Source organism: Enterobacter sp. PL1 (assembly GCF_945957325.1).
In the GTDB taxonomy this organism is placed as follows: Bacteria; Pseudomonadota; Gammaproteobacteria; order Enterobacterales; family Enterobacteriaceae; genus Enterobacter; species Enterobacter roggenkampii.
The window spans coordinates 34,204-57,020 of the sequence record NZ_CAMFKT010000016.1; the positions used below are offsets into that span (position 1 = coordinate 34,204).

Annotated in this window: 16 protein-coding genes; 12 read left to right on the forward strand and 4 right to left on the reverse strand. The window is 56.9% G+C overall.

Features of this window, described 5'->3' with window-relative positions; genetic code table 11:
- Positions 1-69 precede the first annotated feature (69 nt).
- The 3 genes from N6P30_RS15375 to mutH form a co-directional block, all read right to left on the reverse strand.
- A complete protein-coding gene (locus N6P30_RS15375) occupies positions 70-1,110 on the reverse strand; it encodes an NADP(H)-dependent aldo-keto reductase (protein WP_023294476.1) in 1,041 nt (346 codons plus the stop codon).
- Positions 1,111-1,241: 131 nt separating this feature from the next.
- Complete coding sequence (locus N6P30_RS15380; RefSeq protein WP_008499668.1) at positions 1,242-1,460, reverse strand: YgdI/YgdR family lipoprotein; 219 nt, start codon at positions 1,458-1,460, stop codon at positions 1,242-1,244.
- 128 nt (positions 1,461-1,588) lie between these two features.
- Positions 1,589-2,281 (reverse strand): DNA mismatch repair endonuclease MutH, encoded by a 693-nt coding sequence (gene mutH, locus N6P30_RS15385; RefSeq protein WP_021242015.1) that lies wholly within the window; start codon positions 2,279-2,281, stop codon positions 1,589-1,591.
- 683 nt (positions 2,282-2,964) lie between these two features.
- Here mutH and rppH point away from each other — a divergent pair.
- The 12 genes from rppH to recD all read left to right on the forward strand — a co-directional run bounded on the left by rppH (position 2,965) and on the right by recD (position 21,294).
- Complete coding sequence (gene rppH / locus N6P30_RS15390; protein WP_013098553.1) at positions 2,965-3,495, forward strand: RNA pyrophosphohydrolase; 531 nt, start codon at positions 2,965-2,967, stop codon at positions 3,493-3,495.
- Positions 3,496-3,507: 12 nt separating this feature from the next.
- The gene (ptsP, locus tag N6P30_RS15395; RefSeq protein WP_025912414.1) at positions 3,508-5,754 is read left to right on the forward strand and encodes a phosphoenolpyruvate--protein phosphotransferase; all 2,247 of its coding nucleotides are present in this window, start codon (positions 3,508-3,510) and stop codon (positions 5,752-5,754) included.
- Between the two features lie 192 nt (positions 5,755-5,946).
- The gene (gene lgt, locus N6P30_RS15400; protein ID WP_008499664.1) at positions 5,947-6,822 is read left to right on the forward strand and encodes a prolipoprotein diacylglyceryl transferase; all 876 of its coding nucleotides are present in this window, start codon (positions 5,947-5,949) and stop codon (positions 6,820-6,822) included.
- A 6-nt stretch (positions 6,823-6,828) separates the two neighbouring features.
- Positions 6,829-7,623, forward strand: coding sequence for a thymidylate synthase (gene thyA / locus N6P30_RS15405; RefSeq protein ID WP_021242014.1), 795 nt, complete (start codon positions 6,829-6,831; stop codon positions 7,621-7,623).
- A gap of 184 nt (positions 7,624-7,807) precedes the next feature.
- Entirely contained in the window at positions 7,808-8,272 is a 465-nt protein-coding gene (locus tag N6P30_RS15410; protein ID WP_025912413.1) for a prepilin peptidase-dependent protein, read from the forward strand.
- Entirely contained in the window at positions 8,263-8,823 is a 561-nt protein-coding gene (locus N6P30_RS15415; RefSeq protein ID WP_032676959.1) for a prepilin peptidase-dependent protein, read from the forward strand. The genes N6P30_RS15410 and N6P30_RS15415 overlap by 10 nt, the downstream gene beginning before the upstream one ends.
- Positions 8,820-9,221, forward strand: coding sequence for a DUF2509 family protein (locus N6P30_RS15420; protein ID WP_021242011.1), 402 nt, complete (start codon positions 8,820-8,822; stop codon positions 9,219-9,221). The genes N6P30_RS15415 and N6P30_RS15420 overlap by 4 nt, the downstream gene beginning before the upstream one ends.
- Positions 9,206-9,529 (forward strand): prepilin-type N-terminal cleavage/methylation domain-containing protein, encoded by a 324-nt coding sequence (locus tag N6P30_RS15425; protein ID WP_008499660.1) that lies wholly within the window; start codon positions 9,206-9,208, stop codon positions 9,527-9,529. The genes N6P30_RS15420 and N6P30_RS15425 overlap by 16 nt, the downstream gene beginning before the upstream one ends.
- Before the next feature lie 12 nt (positions 9,530-9,541).
- Positions 9,542-12,916 (forward strand): exodeoxyribonuclease V subunit gamma, encoded by a 3,375-nt coding sequence (gene recC / locus N6P30_RS15430; RefSeq protein ID WP_023294471.1) that lies wholly within the window; start codon positions 9,542-9,544, stop codon positions 12,914-12,916.
- 139 nt (positions 12,917-13,055) lie between these two features.
- Complete coding sequence (gene ptrA, locus N6P30_RS15435) at positions 13,056-15,938, forward strand: pitrilysin (RefSeq protein ID WP_023294470.1); 2,883 nt, start codon at positions 13,056-13,058, stop codon at positions 15,936-15,938.
- Positions 15,935-19,477 carry an exodeoxyribonuclease V subunit beta gene (gene recB / locus N6P30_RS15440; protein ID WP_023294469.1) on the forward strand — a complete coding sequence of 1,181 codons (3,543 nt, stop codon included), beginning with the start codon at positions 15,935-15,937 and terminating at the stop codon, positions 19,475-19,477. Before ptrA ends, recB begins: the two co-directional genes overlap by 4 nt.
- Positions 19,474-21,294 carry an exodeoxyribonuclease V subunit alpha gene (gene recD / locus N6P30_RS15445; RefSeq protein ID WP_023294468.1) on the forward strand — a complete coding sequence of 607 codons (1,821 nt, stop codon included), beginning with the start codon at positions 19,474-19,476 and terminating at the stop codon, positions 21,292-21,294. The genes recB and recD overlap by 4 nt, the downstream gene beginning before the upstream one ends.
- A 34-nt stretch (positions 21,295-21,328) precedes the next feature.
- Here the strand turns inward: recD and argA are convergent, their stop codons facing one another.
- Positions 21,329-22,660: an amino-acid N-acetyltransferase gene (gene argA / locus N6P30_RS15450; RefSeq protein WP_023294467.1), complete on the reverse strand. Its 1,332-nt coding sequence runs from the start codon at positions 22,658-22,660 to the stop codon at positions 21,329-21,331.
- Between the last annotated feature and the right edge of the window lie 157 nt (positions 22,661-22,817).

Sequence of the window (22,817 nt, forward strand, 5' to 3'; positions counted from 1 at the left end):
CCTTACCCGGCCTGGGTTTGAGCACCTGCAGGCCCGGTAAGCGTAGCGCCACCGGGCAAAAGTATCAGGCTACGGTGCAGGATAAGTATAAACCTGATGCACCGCTTCAATCTCCGCTAACACCTCTTCACTCAGGTTCAGATGGAAACTCTCAATATTGGTTTTCAGCTGTTCCATCGTGGTTGCGCCCAGCAGGGTACTGGCAACAAACGGCTGACGACGCACGAATGCCAGCGCCATCTGCGCAGGGTCAAGACCGTGACGCTTCGCGATATCCACATAGGCGGCAACGGCTTTCTGCGTCTGCTCGCCGCTGTAGCGGGTAAAGCGGCTAAAGAGGGTATTACGCGCACCGGCCGGTTTCGCACCGTTCAGGTATTTCCCCGTCAGCGTGCCGAAGCCGAGACAGGAGTAGGCGAGCAGCTCCACCTCTTCATACTGCGTCACTTCGGCCAGACCCACTTCATAGCTGCGATTAAGCAGGCTGTACGGGTTCTGGATTGTCACGATACGCGGCAGATCGTGCTTATCCGCCAGGTGCAGATAGCGCATGACCCCAAAGGCCGTTTCGTTAGAGACACCAATGTAGCGGATTTTTCCCGCACGCTGGCATTCGGTCAGCGCTTCCAGCGTTTCCAGTAGCGTCACGGTGGGGGCGCTCTCATTCCAGCTGTAGCCGAGCTTACCAAAGCAGTTGGTTGACCGCTGCGGCCAGTGCACCTGGTAGAGGTCGAGATAGTCGGTTTGCAGACGCTTGAGGCTGGCATCCAGTGCGGCGCGGATATTTTTGCGATCGAGGATCTGGTTCGGGCGGATCCCGGTATCGTTGTTGCGCGCGGGGCCACTGACTTTGGAGGCAATCACCAGCTTTTCACGGTTGCCGCGTTTTGCCAGCCAGTTACCGACGTAGGTTTCGGTAAGTCCCTGCGTCTCAGGACGTGGCGGTACAGGGTACATCTCTGCGACATCAATCAGGTTAATGCCCTGGCTGACAGCGTAATCGAGTTGTGCATGGGCATCGGCTTCGCTGTTTTGTTCACCAAATGTCATCGTGCCCAACCCCAGTTGGCTAATTTCCAGAGCGCTGTGGGGGATACGGTGATAATGCATAGCCGGCTTCCTCAATAGACTTATAGACCGCGTCAGGCCGTGCCCGACAAAGGAATATAAACATGGCAGAGGGGAAGCAAAAGGGGAAGAAAAAAATCAAAAAGGCCAGCAAGCGACTGACCTCTCTCTGTTTATCGCTCGATAATTTGCGAGACTTCGTCGCGATTGATCTGCATTTTATTGCCTTCCTGGTCGCGGTAGCTGACCAGACCGGTATCATCGTCGACTTCGGGTTTACCGTCGGTCAGGATCATTCGACCATCTTTTGTCGCCATGACGTAATCGCTGCTACAGCCCGATACAGCAAACGCTAAACCGACTGCTGACACTAACACTGCCCATTTTTTCATCGTTATCGTCCTCATCTGGCTTGTATCAAATCATAATCTAGTATTAACCCGATATGGCGACTTGAGGAAGCGGTAAAATCTTAAAAAGCAGTCGATTATGTTCGAGAGCTCTCAAAATAAGTAAAAAACTATGTTTTCAACAGGAAATGACGTGCGAGTAGTGCACCGGTGAAATTCTTTTTGAGATAAAAACCGCGCGGCAACGTCAGGATAGGCTCGCCCTGCGCGCCGATTGCCTCGGTAAGTGCTTTACTGTTGGCCGCTTTCGGACGCAGCTGTAATACTTCTCCGTGTCGGGCGGTGATACGCTCTACCTGCCCAAGCACAATCATGTCCATCAGCTCCTCCCAGTCCAGACGCAGCTGATGCTCCTCATCCTCGTCAGGGCTCCAGAGAAGCGGCGCGCCGACGCGTCGGTCGGCCAGGGGGATCTGACGCTCACCCTCAACCGGTACCCACAATACGCGCTTCAGCTTGTGGCGAACGTGGCTGGTTTCCCAGGTTACACCGGTATTGCCGGTTAGTGGCGCAACGCAGACGAAGGTGGTCTCAAGCGGCTTGCCCTGGCGGTCTACAGGGATGGTTTTTAACTCCACGCCAAGGGCTGCAAAATCCTGCTCGGGTTTGCTCCCTGCGCTGGCACCCAGCCACAGCTCCAGCAGCATACCGATCCAGCCTTTATCCCGCTTCAGATCCTTTGGGATCGGAAGCCCGGCCATTGCCGCCAGCTCGCCAAGCGAAAAGCCAGCCAGACGCTGTGCCTGCAGTAGCAACTGGCTCTCGCTGGACGGTGGTGAGAGCAAGGGTGTAAGCGGGTGCATGACGGTAACCTTTTGATTAAAAAATAAACGAAGAAATTGTCCCCTGTGGATAGAGTTTAACTTTTTCTGTACCAATATGACATCTCTATGATTTATAGGATTTTTTATTGGTCTGAAATCGTTCCGCCTGGGTGAGAAAACCGGTTGTTCAAATCTGGTCACTGACAATGAACAGGATCTTACACCATGTTATCCACAGAAAAATGGGATAACTGGGCATAACCCTGACTACTGTTTCCATTTACAGCCTTGACGTGCGATGAAAATCGAATTTTCAAACAAATTGTGACTAACTTATTGGCACAATCTGTGGATAAAACCGACGCTGTTCGATCTTTCATCAGTGCGACGATCCCTGATGTGACGATCGTCACGCTAATCAGTTTTTTGTTTATCTCAATGCGTATAACCATATGAAAATAATCATATTAATGGAGTGGGGTATAAAAAGACGTTTTGTGGTGCTTGAGGTTGTTCATCGGTAATCAGACACTTCTTCACAACTATATCCACAGAAAAGGTGAATAAAATTCCCTTTGCTGTCTCACTTCTGTTTATAACTCCGCACATATTTGTGAGTTATTCAATTGTTATTAGGTTGCAGGCCTGTAAGAGAGTGGTTTACCGCCTCCCTGTAGTGTGAAACAATCATTCATATATAAGGTTTAGTTTGGGGTAGTCCGGTGATTGATGACGATGGCTACCGCCCAAACGTAGGAATAGTAATTTGTAATCGTCAGGGCCAGGTGATGTGGGCCCGTCGATATGGTCAGCACTCCTGGCAGTTCCCGCAAGGCGGGATCAATCCTGGAGAGTCCCCAGAACAAGCGATGTACCGGGAGCTTTTTGAAGAGGTCGGTTTGAGCCGAAAAGATGTTCGCATCCTGGCTTCGACCCGCAACTGGTTGCGTTACAAGTTACCGAAACGTTTGGTGCGTTGGGACACAAAGCCGGTTTGTATCGGCCAGAAACAGAAGTGGTTTCTGTTGCAGTTGGTGGGCAACGATTCAGACATCAATATGCAAACCAGCAGTACGCCGGAGTTCGATGGCTGGCGCTGGGTGAGCTATTGGTATCCTGTTCGTCAGGTCGTGTCATTTAAGCGCGATGTTTACCGTAGGGTGATGAAAGAGTTTGCAAGTGTGGTGATGCAGCTTCAGGAGATCCCGCCTAAGCCGCAGAGCGCACCTGCCTGGCGACGTAAAAGAGGTTAAGCTACGCAAATCATGCTCACCCGCTTGCGAGAAATAGTCGAGAAGGTGGCCAGCGCGCCGCGTCTGAACGAGGCGCTGAATATTCTGGTCACCGACATCTGTCTTGCGATGGAGACCGAGGTCTGTTCGGTGTATCTGGCCGACCACGATCGGCGCTGCTATTACCTGATGGCGACCCGTGGTTTGAAAAAACCGCGTGGACGCACCGTAACGCTCGCATTTGATGAGGGTATCGTGGGTCTGGTTGGGCGACTGGCTGAACCCATTAACCTTGCTGACGCGCAAAAACACCCCAGCTTTAAATACATTCCTTCCGTAAAAGAAGAGCGCTTCCGCGCTTTCCTTGGCGTGCCGATTATCCAGCGTCGCCAGCTTCTCGGCGTGCTGGTTGTCCAGCAGCGTGAGCTACGTCAGTACGACGAAAGCGAGGAGTCATTCCTCGTCACGCTGGCCACGCAGATGGCGGCGATCCTCTCCCAGTCTCAGCTTGCCGCGCTCTTTGGCCAGTATCGCCATACGCGCATTCGTGCCCTTCCGGCCTCGCCAGGCGTGGCGATTGCTGAAGGCTGGATGGATGCCACGCTGCCGCTCATGGAGCAGGTTTATGAAGCCTCAACGCTTGATGAAGCGCTGGAGCGCGAGCGTCTTACCGCCGCGCTGGAAGAGGCCGCGAATGAATTTCGTCGCTACAGCAAGCGCTTTGCCGCAGGCGCGCAAAAAGAGACGGCGGCCATCTTTGACCTCTATTCGCACCTGCTTTCCGATGCGCGCCTGCGCCGTGAGCTTTTTGCGGAAGTGGATAAAGGCTCGGTCGCGGAGTGGGCGGTTAAGAAGGTCATCGAAAAATTTGCCGATCAATTTGCGGCACTGACCGACGGTTACCTGAAAGAGCGCGCAGGCGATCTGCGCGCCCTGGGGCAGCGCCTGCTGTTCCATCTTGATGACACCATTCAGGGGCCGAACGCCTGGCCAAAACGGTTTGTTCTGGTCGCCGATGAACTCTCAGCAACGACGCTGGCTGAACTGCCGCAGGACAGGCTGGCCGGTGTGGTGGTGCGCGATGGTGCCGCCAACTCGCACGCCGCCATTATGGTGCGCGCGCTGGGTATCCCTACCGTTATGGGGGCGGACATTCAGCCGTCGGTACTTCATCGCCGTACGCTGGTGGTCGACGGCTATCGCGGTGAGCTGCTGGTCGATCCTGAGCCGGTTCTGCTCCAGGAATACCAGCGTCTTATCAGCGAAGAGAATGAATTAAGCAAGCTGGCAGAAGATGACGTTAACCTGCCCGCCCAGCTTAAGAGCGGTGAGCGGATCAAAGTCATGCTCAACGCCGGTTTAAGCCCTGAGCATGAAGAGAAGCTGGGCAGCCGCATCGACGGCATTGGCCTGTACCGCACCGAAATCCCGTTCATGCTGCAGAGCGGCTTTCCCTCTGAAGAGGAGCAGGTGGCGCAGTATCAGGGCATGCTGCAAATGTTTAACGACAAACCGGTCACCCTGCGAACCCTGGACGTCGGGGCGGATAAACAACTGCCCTATATGCCGATCAGCGAAGAAAACCCGTGCCTGGGCTGGCGTGGGATCCGCATTACGCTCGACCAGCCTGAGATCTTCCTGATCCAGGTGCGTGCCATGCTCCGCGCCAACGCGGCGACGGGCAATCTCAGCATTTTACTGCCGATGGTCACCAGCATCGATGAGATCGACGAAGCGCGTCGGTTGATCGAACGTGCAGGCCGTGAAGTGGAAGAGATGATCGGTTATGCGATTCCGAAACCGCGGATCGGCGTCATGCTTGAAGTGCCGTCTATGGTCTTTATGCTGCCGCAGCTGGCGAACCGGGTTGATTTTATCTCTGTCGGCACGAACGACCTGACGCAATATATTCTGGCCGTCGACCGTAACAACACCCGCGTCGCCAGTATCTATGACAGCCTGCATCCGGCGATCATTCGCGCCTTAGCGATGATTGCCCGTGAAGCGGAGCAGTACGGCATTGATTTACGCCTGTGCGGTGAAATGGCCGGGGACTCCATGTGCGTTGCGATCCTGATTGGTCTGGGATATCGCCATCTGTCGATGAACGGTCGCGCTGTTGCCCGCGTGAAGTATCTGTTGCGGCATATTGAAATCAATGATGCCCGCGAGCTGGCTGAACGTAGCCTTGAGGCGCAGCTGGCTGCTGAGGTTCGCCACCAGGTCGCGGCGTTTATGGAACGACGCGGTATGGGCGGTCTGATCCGCGGCGGCCGCTAAAGCCTTTCTCCCCCTCCCTGTGGGAGAGGGCACCAGCGCGCATAAAACCCTATACACATCTTTTACATCTCGGGCGCATCCTCCGCGCCCGCCTTGTGCTATGATTCGCAACTTTGGAGCCTCTGCTTACGGCAGAATCGCATTTCTACCGCTGTCCACTTTCAGCGGAATAACAACATCTTGTGGTGACAGATGAACAGTGGTTATCTGCATTTTCCGGAATTTGATCCGGTCATTTTCTCAGTAGGACCTGTTTCGCTTCACTGGTACGGTCTGATGTACCTGGTGGGCTTCATTTTTGCCATGTGGCTCGCTGGCCGTCGCGCCAGCCGTCCTGGCAGCGGCTGGACTAAAAACGAAGTTGAAAACCTGCTGTATGCGGGCTTCCTCGGCGTGTTCCTGGGTGGCCGTATTGGGTATGTGCTGTTCTATAACTTCCCGGTATTCCTGAATGACCCTCTCTATCTGTTCCGCGTCTGGGACGGCGGCATGTCCTTCCACGGCGGCCTGATTGGGGTGATCCTGGTGATGGTGATTTTTGCCAAACGCACCAAACGCAACTTCTTCCAAGTGTCAGATTTCATCGCGCCGCTGATCCCGTTTGGTCTCGGGGCAGGCCGTCTGGGCAACTTCATCAACGGTGAGCTGTGGGGGCGTGTCGACCCGAGCGTTTCCTTTACCATGCTGTTCCCGGGCTCGCGCGCGGAAGACATGGCGCTGTTGCCGTCGCATCCTGAGTGGCAGTCCATTTTCGATACCTACGGCGTGCTGCCGCGCCATATGTCCCAGCTGTACGAGCTGGCGCTGGAAGGCGTGGTGCTGTTTATCATCCTCAACCTGTTTATCCGCAAGCCTCGTCCGATGGGGGCTGTTTCCGGGCTGTTCCTGATTGGCTATGGCGCGTTCCGCATCATCGTCGAATTCTTCCGCCAGCCTGACGCCCAGTTTACCGGCGAGTGGGTACAGTACATCAGCATGGGGCAGATCCTCTCCATTCCGATGATCGTCGCGGGTGCCATTATGATGATTTGGGCGTATCGTCGTCGTCCACAGCAACAACTTTCCTGAGGAACCATGAAACAGTATCTTGAACTGATGAAAAAAGTGCTCGATGAGGGCACGCCGAAAAATGACCGCACCGGTACCGGTACGCTCTCCATTTTTGGCCACCAGATGCGCTTCAACCTGCAAGAAGGCTTCCCGCTGGTGACGACAAAGCGCTGCCACGTGCGCTCGATCATTCATGAACTGCTCTGGTTCCTGCAAGGCGATACTAACGTTGCGTATCTGCACGAAAATAACGTCTCCATCTGGGACGAATGGGCAGACGAGAACGGCAACCTGGGCCCCGTTTACGGCAAGCAGTGGCGCGCATGGCCAACGCCTGATGGCCGCCATATTGACCAGATCACCACCGTGATGAACCAGCTGAAAAACGATCCGGACTCGCGCCGCATCATCGTTTCCGCCTGGAACGTTGGCGAACTGGATAAAATGGCGCTGGCGCCGTGCCACGCGTTCTTCCAGTTCTATGTCGCTGACGGCAAGCTCTCCTGCCAGCTCTACCAGCGCTCCTGTGACGTGTTCCTCGGCCTGCCGTTTAACATTGCCAGCTATGCGCTGTTAGTTCATATGATGGCGCAGCAGTGCGACCTGGAAGTGGGTGATTTCGTCTGGACCGGTGGGGATACCCATCTCTACAGCAACCATATGGAACAGACGCATCTCCAGCTAACCCGCGAACCGCGTGCGCTGCCGAAGCTGATTATCAAACGCAAACCGGCATCAATCTTCGATTACCGCTTTGAAGATTTCGAGATTGAGGGCTACGACCCCCATCCGGGCATCAAAGCGCCTGTCGCGATCTGATGCGGTAAAGCCTGACACAACCGGTGCTGTTTAGCGCCGGTTTTTTTTCGCCTTTCTCCCGTTTCCCGATGCGCTATCCAGAAAGCGTGCAACGCGCTGCAACCCTCCCAATTCTGCGGATGACGCCTCGTAAAACGATAATCCGATGCTCGTCATGTTCACGGCGCTTCGCCACACTCCCGGTATGAAAAAAGAGAACGGTTTTACGCTTATCGAAACGCTGGTCGCTGTTTCGCTTGTCGTCATCCTCAGCGCTTCAGGTCTGTACGGCTGGGACAGCTGGCAACGGCATCAGCGGCTGTGGCAAACCGCCAGTCAGGTGCGAGATTACCTGCTGTTTCTGCGCAACCATGCCAACCGCCACAACCGCGACCATCAAATCACCCGTCAGCGGGTTGGCGACAGGGACTGTCTGGTGAGCTCTGCCGTGCAGGGCTGTGAGAAGGACAGCCCCTTTGTGCTGCTCCCCCTCTGGCCTGAGGTCGCGATCGGCGAGGTCACGCCGTCGCTGGGGTTCTATGGATTACGGGATACGGCATGGGCAGGGCGGATACGCGTTCAAAGTCGTGCCGGAGACTGGCTGATTATCGTTTCAGACGGAGGGCGCATCAGGATGTGTAAGGTCTCCGAGGGAGGACAATGTCGATGAGACAGGGCGGCTTTTCGCTTACCGAAGTGCTGATTGCTACGGCCATCAGCAGCCTGTTATTGATAAGCGCATCGCGCTTTTTACCCGGATTGCAGCGGGCGGTATTACTGCAATCTACCCAGCGAGATCTGGAAGAAGAGGTCTGGCAACGCCTGTTTGCCCTCGGCAAACAGCTTCAGCGTGCGGGGTACTGCGCGGGAAATTGCCAGGGACAGGCGCTGACGATCGGCAGGCAGGGGCGCTGCATCATTGCGCGGTGGGATGCCAACAGTAACGGCTACTGGGATAGCAGCGCATCAGAAAATGACAGCACCGGTTTTCGTCTGGAATCGGGGGCGCTGGAAACCCTGCGTGGCGCGACGTCGTGTGAAGGAAAAGGGTGGGAAAAGCTCACGGACCCGGACAGGCTTACGATAGCACACTTTGTGGTGAGGAGAGTCGAACATGCCGGTTTTGCGCCAGAGCTGAATATCGAACTGGCCGCGAGGCGTAAAGATGAAAAAGGGGAACCCTGGCAGGCGTTGTATACGGTCACGGGGTACAACCTGTGAATCGTCAACGCGGCATATCTTCGCTGGCGCTGGTTCTGCTTTTACTGGTGCTTGGTACTTTGATCCTGACGGGCCTCAATCAGCAGCTCACAACGTTCAGTGCGCTCGTTGGCGGTGAGAGCCGCTCGCTTCAGCAGCAGGCGACGGTGCAGTCCGCGCTTGAGTGGGGGCGCGTTCAGCGCTGGGCGTCAGCGCCACCAGTCCAGTGCAAAACGACATCGGCATGGCGGGTGTGTTTGCGTCAGCTGAGCGAGGCGCGGGTACTACTGATAGCCGGCGGCAACGACCTGCTGCTCTGGCGCAGGGGAGAGATCGTCGACGGGATAGTGCGCTTTTCGCCTCACGGCTGGAGCGATTTTTGCCCCCTTAAGGAGAGTGCGTTATGTCAGCTGCCGTGAGCAGAGAAAAAGGGTTTAGCATGGTTGAGGTCCTGCTGGCGATGATGCTGCTGGTGGTGGTCGTGACGGCACTGTCGGGGTATCACCGGGCGCTGGCGGCGCGGTTCACCGTGTTTAATCAGTATCGCCAGCTCTGGCACCATGCCTGGAACCAGTCTCAGCTCTCAACAAATGTTCTCCCGGCAGGCTGGCAGGCCAGTCGGGGGCAGACAACGCTCGCAGGATGTGTCAGCATCACGGTTACACTTATTTCTCCTCTGGGTCGGCGCGGTGAGTTAACGCGTCTGCATTGCCCGGTTAGCCAGTAGTCGGGAGCGTCTATGTTAAGGGTCTACCACTCAAATCGTCTGGATGTGCTGGAAGCACTGATGGAGTTTATCGTTGAGCGCGAGCGACTTGACGATCCTTTTGAGCCTGAAATGGTGCTGGTGCAGAGCACCGGTATGGCGCAGTGGCTGCAAATGTCGCTTTCCCGCAAATTTGGCATTGCCGCGAATATTGATTTTCCGCTGCCTGCGAGCTTCATCTGGGAGATGTTTGTCCGCGTGTTGCCGGATATCCCGGAGCAGAGCGCCTTCAACAAGCAGGCCATGAGCTGGAAGCTGATGGCGCTGCTGCCGGAAATGCTGCAGCACGATGAATTTGCCATGCTGCGCCACTACCTCAATGACGATACCGACAAGCGCAAGCTGTTCCAGCTGGCGTCGCGCACTGCCGATCTCTACGACCAATACCTTGTTTACCGCTCTGACTGGTTAATGCGTTGGGAAGCGGGCGAGTTGGTTGAAGGCCTGCCGGAGGCGCAAATATGGCAGGCCCCGCTGTGGAAAGCGCTGGTGGAGCATACCGAGAGACTGGGCCAGCCTAAGTGGCACCGTGCCAATCTCTACGATCGGTTTATCTCGATACTTGAAAATGCGTCGGAACGCCCGGCCCGACTGCCGTCACGCGTTTTTATCTGCGGGATATCCGCATTACCCCCTGTCTATCTGAAGGCGCTGAATGCGCTGGGTAAACATATTGATATTCATATTTTGTTTACCAACCCTTGCCGACAGTATTGGGGGGATATTCTCGACGAACGCTGGCTTGCACGGCTGGTAACTCGCCAACGAAAACGCCTTTTTGAAGAACGATCCATCCCGCTGTTTAAAGACGGCTCGACGGCCTGGCAGCTTTTCGATGAAGACGGTATCCAGAACCTGCCCAATCCGCTGCTTGCCTCGTGGGGGAAGCTGGGGCGTGATTACATTCACATGCTTTCAGACATCACTTCCTCAGGTGAAGGTGATGTGGATGCCTTTGTTGAGATCGCCCCGGACTGCCTGCTGCATAATATTCAGTTAGATATTCTGGATCTGGAAAACCGCGCCGTCATGGGCGTGACGGCGAACGAGTTCGAACGCAGCGACAATAAGCGAAAACTGGATCCTGACGATCGCAGCGTCACGATCCACGTTTGCCACAGCCCGCAGCGTGAGGTCGAAGTACTTCACGACCAGCTGCTGGCGATGCTGCAGGAGGATCCCGATCTGACGCCACGCGATATCGTGGTGATGGTGGCGGATATCGACACCTACAGTCCCTTTATTCAGGCCGTCTTTGGCAGCGCGACGGGGGAGCGGTACCTGCCTTACGCGATATCTGACCGTCGTGCCCGCCAGTCGCATCCGGTATTGCAGGCGTTTATCACTCTGCTGTCACTGCCGGATAGCCGGTTTATCTCCGAAGATGTCCTGGCGTTGCTGGATGTTCCCGTGCTGGCCGCACGCTTCAACATTAATGAAGAGGGTCTGCGCTACCTTCGTCAGTGGGTGAATGAGTCTGGCGTGCGCTGGGGGATCGATGACGATAACGTTCAGGAGTTCGAGCTTCCCGCAACCGGACAGCACACCTGGCGATTTGGCCTGACGCGTATGCTGTTGGGCTACGCCATGGAAAGCAGCCAGGGCGAGTGGAATGAGGTGCTGCCTTACGATGAGTCCAGCGGGTTAATTGCTGAACTGGTGGGGCATTTAGCATCGCTATTAATGCAGCTTAACCGCTGGCGATATGCGCTGTTGCAGCCGCGTCCACTTGAAGAATGGCTCCCGGTCTGCAGGGCGTTACTCAATGATTTCCTCCTGCCGGACAATGACACCGAAGCGGCGATGGCACTCATTGAAACCCAGTGGCAGGCTATCATCGACGAAGGCGTGAATTCCCACTACCACGAGGCCATCCCGCTGTCGCTGTTGCGTGATGAGCTGACGCAGCGGCTTGACCAGGAGCGAATCAGCCAGCGTTTCCTGGCGGGGCCTGTCAACATCTGCACCCTGATGCCCATGCGTTCTATCCCGTTCAGGGTGGTCTGCCTGCTTGGCATGAACGACGGTGTGTATCCGCGCGCACTGCCGCCGCTGGGGTTCGACTTAATGAGCGCAAACCCAAAACGGGGCGATCGTAGCCGCCGCGATGATGACCGCTACCTCTTCCTTGAAGCGCTCATTTCTGCTCAGAGCAAGCTCTATATCAGCTATATCGGCCGTTCTATTCAGGACAACAGCGAGCGTTTCCCCTCCGTACTGGTGCAGGAGCTGGTGGACTATATCGGCCAGAGCCACTACCTGCCGGGAGATGAAGAGCGCAACTGTGATGAAAGCGAGCAGAGGGTGAAAGCCCATATCACCTGTTTCCACAGCCGCATGCCGTTTGACCCGGTGAACTATATTGCCGGCGAGCGCCAGAGCTATGCCCATGAGTGGTTACCGGCGGCGAAAAAAGAGGGGAATGCGCATACCGATTTCATTCAGGAACTTGACCCGCGCCCCATCGACACCCTGACCTTCGAGCAGCTTCAGCGGTTTTGGGCACATCCGGTGCGCGCCTTCTTCCAGCAGCGACTGCAGGTCAACTTCCGCTCTGAAGAGAGTGAAATTCCTGATGCAGAACCGTTTACGCTGGAAGGTCTGGAGCGCTACCAGTTAAACCTGCAGCTGCTGAATGCGCTGGTTGAAGAGGAAGATGCGGACAAACTTTACCGTCGCTACCGTGCTGCGGGTCAGCTGCCCTACGGAGCGTTTGGGGAGATCGTCTGGGAGGCGCAGTGCCAGGAGATGACCGCTCTGGCAGAGCGCGTAAGAGCGTGCCGACAGCCGGGGAAAAGTATTGAAATTGATCTCAACTGCAACGGGGTACAGCTCACGGGCTGGTTAACCCAGGTACAGCCGGATGGGCTGCTGCGCTGGCGGCCCTCAATGCTAAGCGTTTCGCAAGGATTGCAACTCTGGCTGGAACATCTTGTCTACAGTGCGGGTGGGCATAAAGGCGAAAGCCGCATTTTCGTGCGCAAAGAGGGCGAATGGCGCTTCCCGCCGATGGAAGCCGAGCAGGCGTTAGGTTATCTGTCTTTGTACATTGAAGGCTACCGTCAGGGAATGAACAAACCGCTCCTGTTACTACCGGAAAGTGGCGGCGCCTGGATAAAAGCCTGTTATGACGCGCAGAATGATGCGATGTTAACGGATGAGGCTTCGCTCCAGAAAGCGCGCAGTAAGTTTATGCAGGCCTATGAAGGAAACATGATGGTGCGGGGTGAAGGTGAGGATGTCTGGTATCAGCGTTTGTGGCGAGCGCTCGAGCCAGAATACTTTGAGGCGATCACGGAAGAGGCGCAGCGCTACCTGTTGCCGTTGTTTAGATTTAATCAGTCCTGAGCGCTGTATAAAAATTGCGCAGATAAAGGTGTTCATTTATGATGCACTTCTTATCACGGACTGATGTACCCAAAGAAAGAGATGTTGGCGTGTCCAGCACGCAGTTTGTTAATGATGTAGCCGTGATAAAGAGGTCGTAATGCCAGGCAGCACCTTGTTTAAAGCGTTTGTTTTGTTTATTGCCCTTTGGGCGCCCGTCACTCACGCAGACTCCGGTTGGCAACCCGTTCAGGAAACTATCCGTAAGAGCGAAAAAGATACCCGTCAATATCAGGCTATTCGCCTTGATAACGGGATGACCGTGCTGCTGGTTTCCGACCCGCAGGCGGTGAAATCCCTGTCGGCATTGGTGGTGCCGGTTGGGTCGCTGGAAGATCCTGACACTCATCCTGGGCTTGCACACTATCTGGAACATATGACGCTGATGGGGTCAAAAAAATACCCGCAGCCAGATAGCCTGTCCGAATTTCTGAAGATGCATGGCGGCAGCCACAATGCCAGTACGGCACCGTACCGCACGGCCTTTTATCTCGAAGTCGAAAATGATGCGCTGGAAGGGGCTGTCGATCGCCTTGCCGATTCCATCGCCGCGCCGTTGCTGGATAAAAAATACGCCGATCGTGAACGTAATGCGGTGAATGCCGAGCTGACCATGGCCCGCACGCGAGACGGTATGCGCATGGCGCAGGTCAGCGCCGAAACCATCAACCCCGCGCACCCGGGTTCGCGCTTCTCCGGTGGTAATCTGGAAACCTTGAGCGACAAACCGAACAGTCCGGTGCTGGATGCCCTGCACGCGTTTCGCGATAAATACTACTCCGCCAACCTGATGAAAGCGGTCATCTACAGCAATAAACCGTTGCCGGAGCTGGCAGCCGTGGCGGCCAAAACCTTTGGCCGGGTGCCGAATAAAAATATCGACCTGCCGCAAATAACCGTTCCGGTGGTCACGGACGCGCAAAAAGGCATCGTGATCCACTACGTTCCTGCCATGCCGCGCAAAGTGCTGCGCGTGGAATTCCGCATTGATAACAACACGGCACAGTTTCGCAGTAAAACCGATGAGCTGGTCACCTATCTGATTGGTAATCGTAGCCCGGGTACGCTGTCTGACTGGCTGCAAAAGCAGGGGCTGGCGGAAGGCATTCGCGCCGACTCCGATCCGGTTGTGAACGGCAATAGCGGCGTGCTGGCGATCTCCGCCACCCTGACTGACAAAGGACAGGCCAACCGTGATGAAGTCGTAGCGGCTATCTTTAGCTACCTCTCCTTACTGCGTGAGAAAGGCGTCGATAAGCGCTATTTTGATGAACTCGCGCACGTGTTGGATCTCGATTTCCGCTACCCGTCCATCACCCGCGACATGGATTATGTGGAGTGGCTGGCGGACACCATGATCCGCGTGCCGGTGGAACATACCCTCGACGCGGTGAATATTGCCGACCGGTATGATGCCGGGGCGGTAAAAGACCGCCTGGCGATGATGACGCCGGAGAATGCCCGCATCTGGTACATCAGCCCGAACGAACCGCATAACAAGACGGCGTACTTTGTCGATGCCCCTTATCAGGTGGATAAAATCAGCGCCCAGACCTTCGCCGACTGGCAGAAGAAGGCCGGGGAGATTGCGTTGAAGCTGCCGGAACTGAACCCCTATATTCCGGATGACTTCTCGCTGATCAAAACGACGAAAGATTACCCGCATCCGGAACTCATCATTGATGAGCCCACGCTGCGCGTCGTGTACACCCCAAGCCGCTATTTCGCCAGCGAGCCAAAGGCCGATGTCAGCGTGGTGCTGCGTAACCCGAAAGCCATGAACAGCGCCAAAAATCAGGTGATGTTCGCGCTCAATGACTATCTCGCCGGTATCGCGCTCGATCAGCTCAGCAACCAGGCCGCCGTGGGCGGGATCAGCTTCTCCACCAACGCCAATAACGGTTTGATGCTTAATGCAAACGGCTATACCCAGCGCTTGCCTCAGCTGTTCCAGGCCCTGCTGGAGGGCTACTTCAGCTACACGCCGACGGAAGAGCAGCTTGAGCAGGCTAAATCCTGGTATGCCCAGATGATGGATTCAGCCGAGAAGGGCAAGGCTTACGATCTGGCGCTTATGCCGGCGCAAATGCTGTCGCAGGTTCCTTATTTCCAGCGTGAGGATCGCCGCGCGCTGCTGCCTTCCATCTCCTTAAAAGACGTGCTCGCGTACCGCGACGCGCTGAAAACCAACACGCGTCCGGAGTTCCTGATCGTTGGCAACATGAGTGAGGAGCAGGCCAAAACCCTGGCGCAGAATGTTCGCACTCAGCTCGGCTCTAAAGGCGACGAGTGGTGCCGCAACCAGGACGTGCTGGTTGAGAAAAAGCAGAATGTGATCTTTGAAAAAGCGGGTAACAGCACGGATTCCGCGCTGGCCGCGGTCTTTGTGCCAACGGGCTACGATGAATTCGCCAGTTCAGCGCAGAGCGCCGTGCTGGGACAGATTATTCAGCCGTGGTTCTATAACCAGTTACGCACAGAGGAGCAGCTTGGCTACGCGGTGTTTGCCTTCTCCATGAACGTCGGTCGTCAGTGGGGGCTGGGTTTCCTGCTGCAAAGCAGCGATAAACAACCGGCGTATCTCTGGCAGCGTTACCAGGCTTTCTTCCCGCAGGTGGAAGCAAAACTGCGTGCCATGAAGCCGGAAGAGTTCGCTCAGATCCAGCAGGCCGTCATCGCGCAGGTGATGCAGCCGCCGCAGACGCTGGGTGAAGAAGCCTCGCAGCTGAGCAAAGATTTCGATCGCGGTAATCTGAAATTTGATTCGCGTGATAAAGTAGTGGCCGAGATAAAACAGCTGACGCCGCAGAAGGTTGCCGACTTCTTCCATCAGGCGGTCATTAAGCCGCAGGGAATCACCATCCTGTCTCAGGTTTCCGGTAGCCAGAACGGGAAAACGGAGTACGTGAACCCGAAAGGCTGGAAAGTCTGGAAGAGCGTCAGCGCGCTGCAGCAATCTATGCCCTGGAGTAAGAAAGAATGACCGATACCGCTGAGTCCCTTGATCCCTTACGTTTACCTCTGCAGGGTGAACGATTGATTGAAGCCTCAGCGGGAACGGGAAAAACCTTCACCATTGCCGCCCTCTATCTGCGCCTGCTGTTAGGCCTTGGCGGCAACGCCGCTTTTCCACGTCCTTTGAGCGTGGAAGAGCTGCTGGTGGTCACCTTCACCGAGGCCGCTACCGCGGAGCTGCGGGGCCGTATTCGTACCAATATCCACGAGCTGCGCATCGCCTGTCTGCGTCAGAGCACGGATAACCCCCTCTACGCGAGCCTTCTGGAAGAGATTGCCGATAAGCAGCAGGCAGCCCAGTGGCTGCTGCTCGCTGAACGGCAGATGGACGAAGCGTCCGTCTTTACCATTCACGGTTTTTGCCAGCGCATGCTGAGCCTGAACGCGTTCGAGTCCGGTATGCTGTTCGAACAGCAGCTTATTGAAGATGAATCCGTGCTTCGCTATCAGGCCTGCGCGGATTTCTGGCGTCGCCACTGCTACCCCTTACAGCGCGATATTGCCGAAGCGGTACACGCGCTCTGGAAAGGCCCGGAGGCGCTGCTGCGCGCGATCGATCGTTATCTACAGGGGGAAGCGCCGGTCATCAAATCCCCGCCGCCGGCAGATGAAACCCTGGCCTCGCGGCATGAAAAAATCATCGCGAAAATTGCAGACATCAAGCAAAAGTGGATGGAGTCAGTCGGCGAGATTGACGCCATTATCGAAAATTCCGGGATTGACCGTCGCAAGTTCAACCGTGGCAATCAGGGAAAATGGATCGACAAGGTCAGCGCCTGGGCGCAGGAAGAGACGCGGGGCTACCAGCTCCCGGACGCGCTGGAGAAATTCTCCCAACGTTTCCTGGCTGAGCGGACCAAAGCCGACGGCATTGTACCTGAGCATCCCCTGTTTGTGGCGATTGAAACCCTGCTGGCGGAGCCCCTTACGCTCAACGATCTGATGATCGCTCGCGCCATGACGGAAATTCGTGAAGCCGTGGCGCGCGAAAAGCGCCGCCGTGGCGAGCTGGGGTTCGACGATATGCTGAGCCGCCTGGATGCGGCGCTGTGCAGTGAAAATGGCGAAGCGCTTGCCGCCGCGATTCGCACCCGCTTCCCGGTGGCGATGATAGACGAATTCCAGGACACCGACCCTCAGCAGTACCGCATTTTCCGCCGTATCTGGCGCCAGCAGCCCGACACCGCGCTGCTGTTAATCGGCGATCCGAAACAGGCCATCTACGCCTTCCGCGGTGCGGATATTTTTACCTATATGAAGGCACGCAGCGAGGTTGCCGCGCACTACACGCTCGATACCAACTGGCGCTCCTCTCCCGGCATGGTGGAAAGCGTCAACGCGCTGTTTAGCCGCATGGATACGGCGTTTATGTTCCGTGAGATCCCGTTTCAGCCGGTAAAATTTGCCCCGAAAAATGCCTCGTTGCGCTTCGAGTTTAACGGCGTGACGCAGCCTGCCATGAACTTCTGGCTGCTGGATGGGGAAGGCTGCGGCGTTGCCGACTATCAAAATGCCATGGCTCAGCACTGTGCTGCGCAAATCCGTGACTGGCTCAGTGCGGGAGCGCGAGGTGAGGCGCTGCTGTGGAAGGGGGATAACCCCACCCCGGTAAAGGCATCGGATATTACGGTGCTGGTGCGCAGCCGTCAGGAGGCCGCATTCATCCGCGACGCCCTGACGTTACTGAATATCCCCTCCGTCTACCTCTCGAACCGTGACAGCGTCTTTGAAACGCTGGAGGCGCAGGAGATGTTATGGCTGCTGCAGGCCGTGCTGGCCCCGGAGCGGGAAAGTACATTGCGCAGCGCATTAGCCAGCGCGATGCTCGGACTGAACGCGCGCGATATTGATGCGCTCAACAATGACGAAGCCGCGTGGGATGCGGTGGTGGAAGAGTTTGTCCACTACCGGGAAAGATGGCAGAAGCGCGGCGTGATGGCGATGGTGCGCGAGCTCATGGCTCAGCGCCACATTGCCGAGAATATGCTGGCTACCGCAGGTGGCGAGCGGCGTTTGACCGATATTTTACACATCAGCGAACTCTTGCAGGAGGCGGGTACGCAGCTGGAGAGCGAGCATGCCCTGGTGCGCTGGCTGGCGCAGCAGATTGCCGATCCGAACAGCAATTCCTCCAGCCAGCAGATGCGCCTCGAGAGTGATAAACATCTGGTGCAGATCGTCACCATCCACAAGTCGAAAGGCCTGGAATATCCGCTGGTCTGGCTGCCGTTTATCGCCAATTACCGCGTGCAGGATCAGGCTTTTTACCACGATCGCGAGTCGTTCGAGGCGGTGCTCGATCTCAGCAACGCGGAGTCCAGCGTTGAGCTGGCAAAGGCCGAACGTCTGGCGGAAGATTTGCGCCTGCTCTACGTGGCGCTGACCCGCTCGGTATGGCACTGCAGCCTGGGCGTTGCGCCGCTGTTCCGTCGCCGTGGCGAAAAGAGCGGAGAGAGCGATTTTCATCTGAGCGCGCTGGGGCGGCTTATTCAGCAGGGTGAACCCAAAGACGCGGCGGGCCTGCGCCAGTGCATCGAATCGCTTTGTACTGAGCATGTTGCCCTGCATATTCCATCGCTGCCCGACAACAGCCGCTGGCACATGCCGGAGCCGCACGAGTCAGATCTCCATGCCCGTCAGGTGGTACGTACGATTGCCGACGACTGGCGCGTTACCAGCTACTCTGGCTTACAGCAGCACGGGCAGAGTATTGCGCAGGATCTGATGCCAAAACTGGACGTGGATGCCGCAGGCGCCGGTAGCGTACCCGCTGAGCCGGTGCTGACGCCGCACCAGTTCCCGCGCGGCGCCTCGCCGGGCACGTTTTTACACAGCCTGTTTGAAGAGCTGGATTTTACCCAGCCGGTTTCCGAAGAGTGGGTGCTGAAGATGCTACAGAGCGGTGGTTACGACGCGCAATGGCAGCCGGTTCTTACTGAATGGATCCGCGCGGTTCTGCACGCCCCGCTCACGGCCCAGGGGATCTCGCTTAGCCAGTTGACCACCAAAGATAAGCAGGTGGAGATGGAGTTTTATCTTCCCATCGCCAGCCCGCTCAGGGCCGAGGCGCTTGATGCGCTGATCCGCGAGTACGATCCGCTATCCGCCGGGTGCCCGCCGCTGAACTTCCGCCAGGTGCAGGGAATGCTAAAAGGCTTTATCGACCTGGTTTTCCGCCACGACGGGCGCTACTACCTGCTGGATTACAAATCGAACTGGCTGGGCGAAGACAGCACAGCCTATACCCAACAGGCGATGGCGTCGGCTATGCAACTGCATCGCTACGATCTGCAGTACCAGCTTTATACCCTGGCGCTGCACCGTTACCTGCGCCATCGTATTGCCGATTACCGTTACGACGCGCATTTTGGTGGCGTGATTTACCTGTTCCTGCGCGGCGTGGATGCCAACGACCCGCGTTCCGGCGTCTTTAGCACGCGTCCGGCTGTGGAGCTGATTGAAAAAATGGATAACCTGTTTGCCGCAGGCACGGAGGAGATGGCATGACGATGCAGGCGCTACTGCTGGACGCGGTTGAACAACGATTACTGCGCCACCTGGACGTGCAGTTTGCCATGATGGTGGCAGGCGAGGAGCCAGCCGTCATGCTTGCCGCCGCGATTCTGAGCAAAGACGCGGGGGAGGGGCACGTATGCCTGCCGCTGTCGCGTCTGGCGGTGGATGAGAAAATGCCGCCGGCTTTACAGGCGTGTTTCGCGCTGCTGGGTGACGCACTGGACTGGCAGGCGATACTACGCGGTTCGCCTGCCGTGAGCGGAGCCGATACCGGGACGCCAATGATTCTGGTCGGCGAGCGTTTGTATCTTAACCGGCTGTGGCGTAACGAACTGACGGTGGCGCGCTTCTTCAGCGAGACCAACGCCCCGCTTCCCTGCGATGAAACGCAGCTCCGGCAAACGCTGGATGCACTGTTTTCCTCTGACGAGGCGACAGACTGGCAGAAAGTGGCGGCAGCCGTGGCCTTAACGCGTCGGATCTCGGTGATTTCAGGCGGACCGGGCACCGGGAAAACGACCACCGTGGCAAAACTGCTTGCCGCGCTAATTCAGCTGTCGGGTGAGCAAAAGTGCCGTATTCGCCTGGCGGCCCCCACCGGTAAAGCCGCGGCGCGTCTCACGGAATCGTTAGGCGGCGCGCTGCAAAAGCTGCCGCTTACCGGGGAGCAGCTGGCGCTTTTCCCCAACGAAGCCAGCACGCTACACCGTTTGCTTGGCGCTCAGCCCGGCAGCCAGCGTTTGCGCTACCATGCCGGTAATCCCCTGCACCTGGATGTGCTGGTGGTGGATGAGGCGTCGATGATTGACCTGACGATGATGTCGCGTTTGATTGATGCCCTACCGCCGCACGCGCGCGTTATTTTCCTGGGCGATCGCGACCAGCTTGCCTCCGTGGAGGCAGGGGCTGTGCTGGGCGATATCTGCACCTATGCCAGCCTGGGATATACCGCAGAACGCGCTCAGGAGTTAACCCGTCTCACCGGATGCTCGCTCACCTCTGAAAACCATTCGCTTGCAGGAGCGCTGCGCGACAGCCTGTGTCTGCTGCAGAAAAGCTACCGCTTCGGCAGCGATTCCGGTATCGGCCAGCTTGCGGCGGCCGTGAACCGGGGCGACCGGCGCACAACCACTGCGGTGTTTGACGGCACCTTTACGGATATTGAGAAAAAATCGCTGCAGACCGGGGAAGAGTATCAGGCGATGCTGGATGATGCCCTGAAGGGGTATCAGCACTTTCTGACGGGCGTACAACAGCAGCGTTCGCCGGAGCAGGTCATTGCCGCATTTGGTGAATATCAGCTGCTCTGTGCGCTGAGGGAAGGTCCCTTTGGTGTCCGGGGCCTGAACGACAGGCTGGAACAGCTGCTGGTGCAAAAGCGTAAAATAAACCGCACCCCGCACTCGCGCTGGTATGAAGGGCGACCGGTGATGATTTCCCGCAACGACAGCGCGCTGGGGTTGTTTAACGGGGATATCGGGATTGCGCTCGACTGCGGCCAGGGGCTGCGCGTCTGGTTCCAGATGCCGGACGGGAGCGTGAAGTCTTTCCAGCCCAGCCGTTTGCCCGAGCATGAAACCGCCTGGGCGATGACGGTGCATAAGTCCCAGGGCTCCGAGTTTAACCACGCGGCGCTGATCCTGCCCACGCAGCTTTCCCCCGTCATTACCCGCGAGCTGATCTATACCGCCATTACGCGCGCGCGTCAGCGCCTGTCGCTGTATACCGATGAACGCGTGCTGGTGCAGGCGATTGCCACCCGCACGGAACGCCGAAGCGGGCTGGGCGCGATATTTGAGTCCCTCTGAATGAAAGCCCTCGCCGCACGGTGAGGGCGTCGTATCATCCCAGGTCCGCCATCAGCACTTTTGAACGGCGCTGATAGTTGTACATCTCTTTCTTCGTTTCCGGCAGAGAATCGATATCCACCGGCGTGAAACCGCGCTCCTGGAACCAGTGAATGCTGCGCGTCGTCAGGACGAACAGCTTGCTCAGCCCCATCTGGCGCGCCTGTGCCGCCACGCGCTCAAGCAGCATTTCACCGCGTGAAGAGCTGCGGTAATCAGGATGCACCGCCACGCAGGCCATTTCGCCGATCTTCTCTTCCGGGAACGGATAGAGCGCGGCGCAGGCAATCGTCAGGTTATCGCGCTGAATAATGGTGAATTTGTCGATTTCCATCTCCAGCTGCTCGCGTGAACGACGCACCAGAATACCCTGCTGTTCCAGCGGGCGGATCAGCTCCAGAATGCCGCCGATGTCGTTAATGGTGGCGCGGCGTATCTGCTCCGCGCTCTCCATGACAATCTGCGTACCAATACCGTCGCGGGAGAACAGCTCCTGCAGCAGGGCGCCGTCTTCCTGATAGCTGATCAGGTGGCTACGACGCACGCCGCTGCGGCAGGCCTTCACGGCGCCACGCAGGAAGCGGACCGTGCCAGAGTAGTAATCGCCTTCGGCTTCCAGCGCTTCCACGCGGGCCTGGGCTTCATTCGGGAAGAGTTCCGGCACGATCGTTCCTTCATCATTCACGACGCCCTGGGAGGAGCAGAACCCAATCATTTTTTCCGCCTTCAGCTTGATCGCCAGCTGCGTGGCGATCTCTTCGGACGTCAGGTTAAAGCTTTCGCCGGTCACGGAAACGGCGACCGGGCCCATCAGGACGATGGCGCCGCTGTCCAGCTGGCGGTGAATGGCTTCTTCATCAATACGACGAATGCGGCCGCTGTGGCAGTAATCCACGCCATCGTCCACGCCGAGCGGCTGGGCAATGATGAAGTTGCCGCTCACGACGTTGATATGCGCGCCCTGCAGCGGCGTGTTGTTCAGGCTCATGGACAGGCGAGCGGTGATATCCAGCTGCAGCAGACCTGCCGCCTGCTTCACCAGCTCAAGGGTTTTGGCATCCGTGACGCGGGTATGCTTGTGGTAAATCGGCTCGTGGTGGTGAGCGGCCAGGTTAGCGTCGATCTGCGGGCGCGCGCCATAGACCACCACCAGGCGGATCCCCAGGCTGTGCAGCAGGCCAATGTCATTGACGATGCTGGAAAAATTTTCATGCTCAATGGCTTCGCCGCCAAGCATGATGACAAACGTTTTTCCCCGATGGGCGTTGATATAGGGAACAGAATGGCGGAATCCCTGGACCAGTTCGGTTCTACGTTCCTTCACCATGGCACAACCCTTAATGAATGTTTATTCGCAATTTCTGTATTTTTATTCGATTGTGGCCGCGTGTGCAAGCGCAAATTTTCCGCGACCCACAGAAAATGATAAGTAATCCGTGCGTTAGCGTATGATTGTTTACCCTTTTATAGATGACAGTTTATGC

Coding starts and splice junctions, on each gene's coding strand:
- N6P30_RS15425 (WP_008499660.1), top strand. CDS start 9,206: ATGTCAGCTGCCGTGAGCAGAGAAAAAGGGTTTAGCATGGTTGAGGTC.
- thyA (WP_021242014.1), top strand. CDS start 6,829: ATGAAACAGTATCTTGAACTGATGAAAAAAGTGCTCGATGAGGGCACG.
- mutH (WP_021242015.1), bottom strand. CDS start 2,281: ATGCACCCGCTTACACCCTTGCTCTCACCACCGTCCAGCGAGAGCCAG.
- recB (WP_023294469.1), top strand. CDS start 15,935: ATGACCGATACCGCTGAGTCCCTTGATCCCTTACGTTTACCTCTGCAG.
- recC (WP_023294471.1), top strand. CDS start 9,542: ATGTTAAGGGTCTACCACTCAAATCGTCTGGATGTGCTGGAAGCACTG.
- N6P30_RS15410 (WP_025912413.1), top strand. CDS start 7,808: ATGAAAAAAGAGAACGGTTTTACGCTTATCGAAACGCTGGTCGCTGTT.
- lgt (WP_008499664.1), top strand. CDS start 5,947: ATGAACAGTGGTTATCTGCATTTTCCGGAATTTGATCCGGTCATTTTC.
- argA (WP_023294467.1), bottom strand. CDS start 22,660: ATGGTGAAGGAACGTAGAACCGAACTGGTCCAGGGATTCCGCCATTCT.
- N6P30_RS15375 (WP_023294476.1), bottom strand. CDS start 1,110: ATGCATTATCACCGTATCCCCCACAGCGCTCTGGAAATTAGCCAACTG.
- recD (WP_023294468.1), top strand. CDS start 19,474: ATGACGATGCAGGCGCTACTGCTGGACGCGGTTGAACAACGATTACTG.
- N6P30_RS15380 (WP_008499668.1), bottom strand. CDS start 1,460: ATGAAAAAATGGGCAGTGTTAGTGTCAGCAGTCGGTTTAGCGTTTGCT.
- N6P30_RS15415 (WP_032676959.1), top strand. CDS start 8,263: ATGTCGATGAGACAGGGCGGCTTTTCGCTTACCGAAGTGCTGATTGCT.
- ptsP (WP_025912414.1), top strand. CDS start 3,508: ATGCTCACCCGCTTGCGAGAAATAGTCGAGAAGGTGGCCAGCGCGCCG.
- ptrA (WP_023294470.1), top strand. CDS start 13,056: ATGCCAGGCAGCACCTTGTTTAAAGCGTTTGTTTTGTTTATTGCCCTT.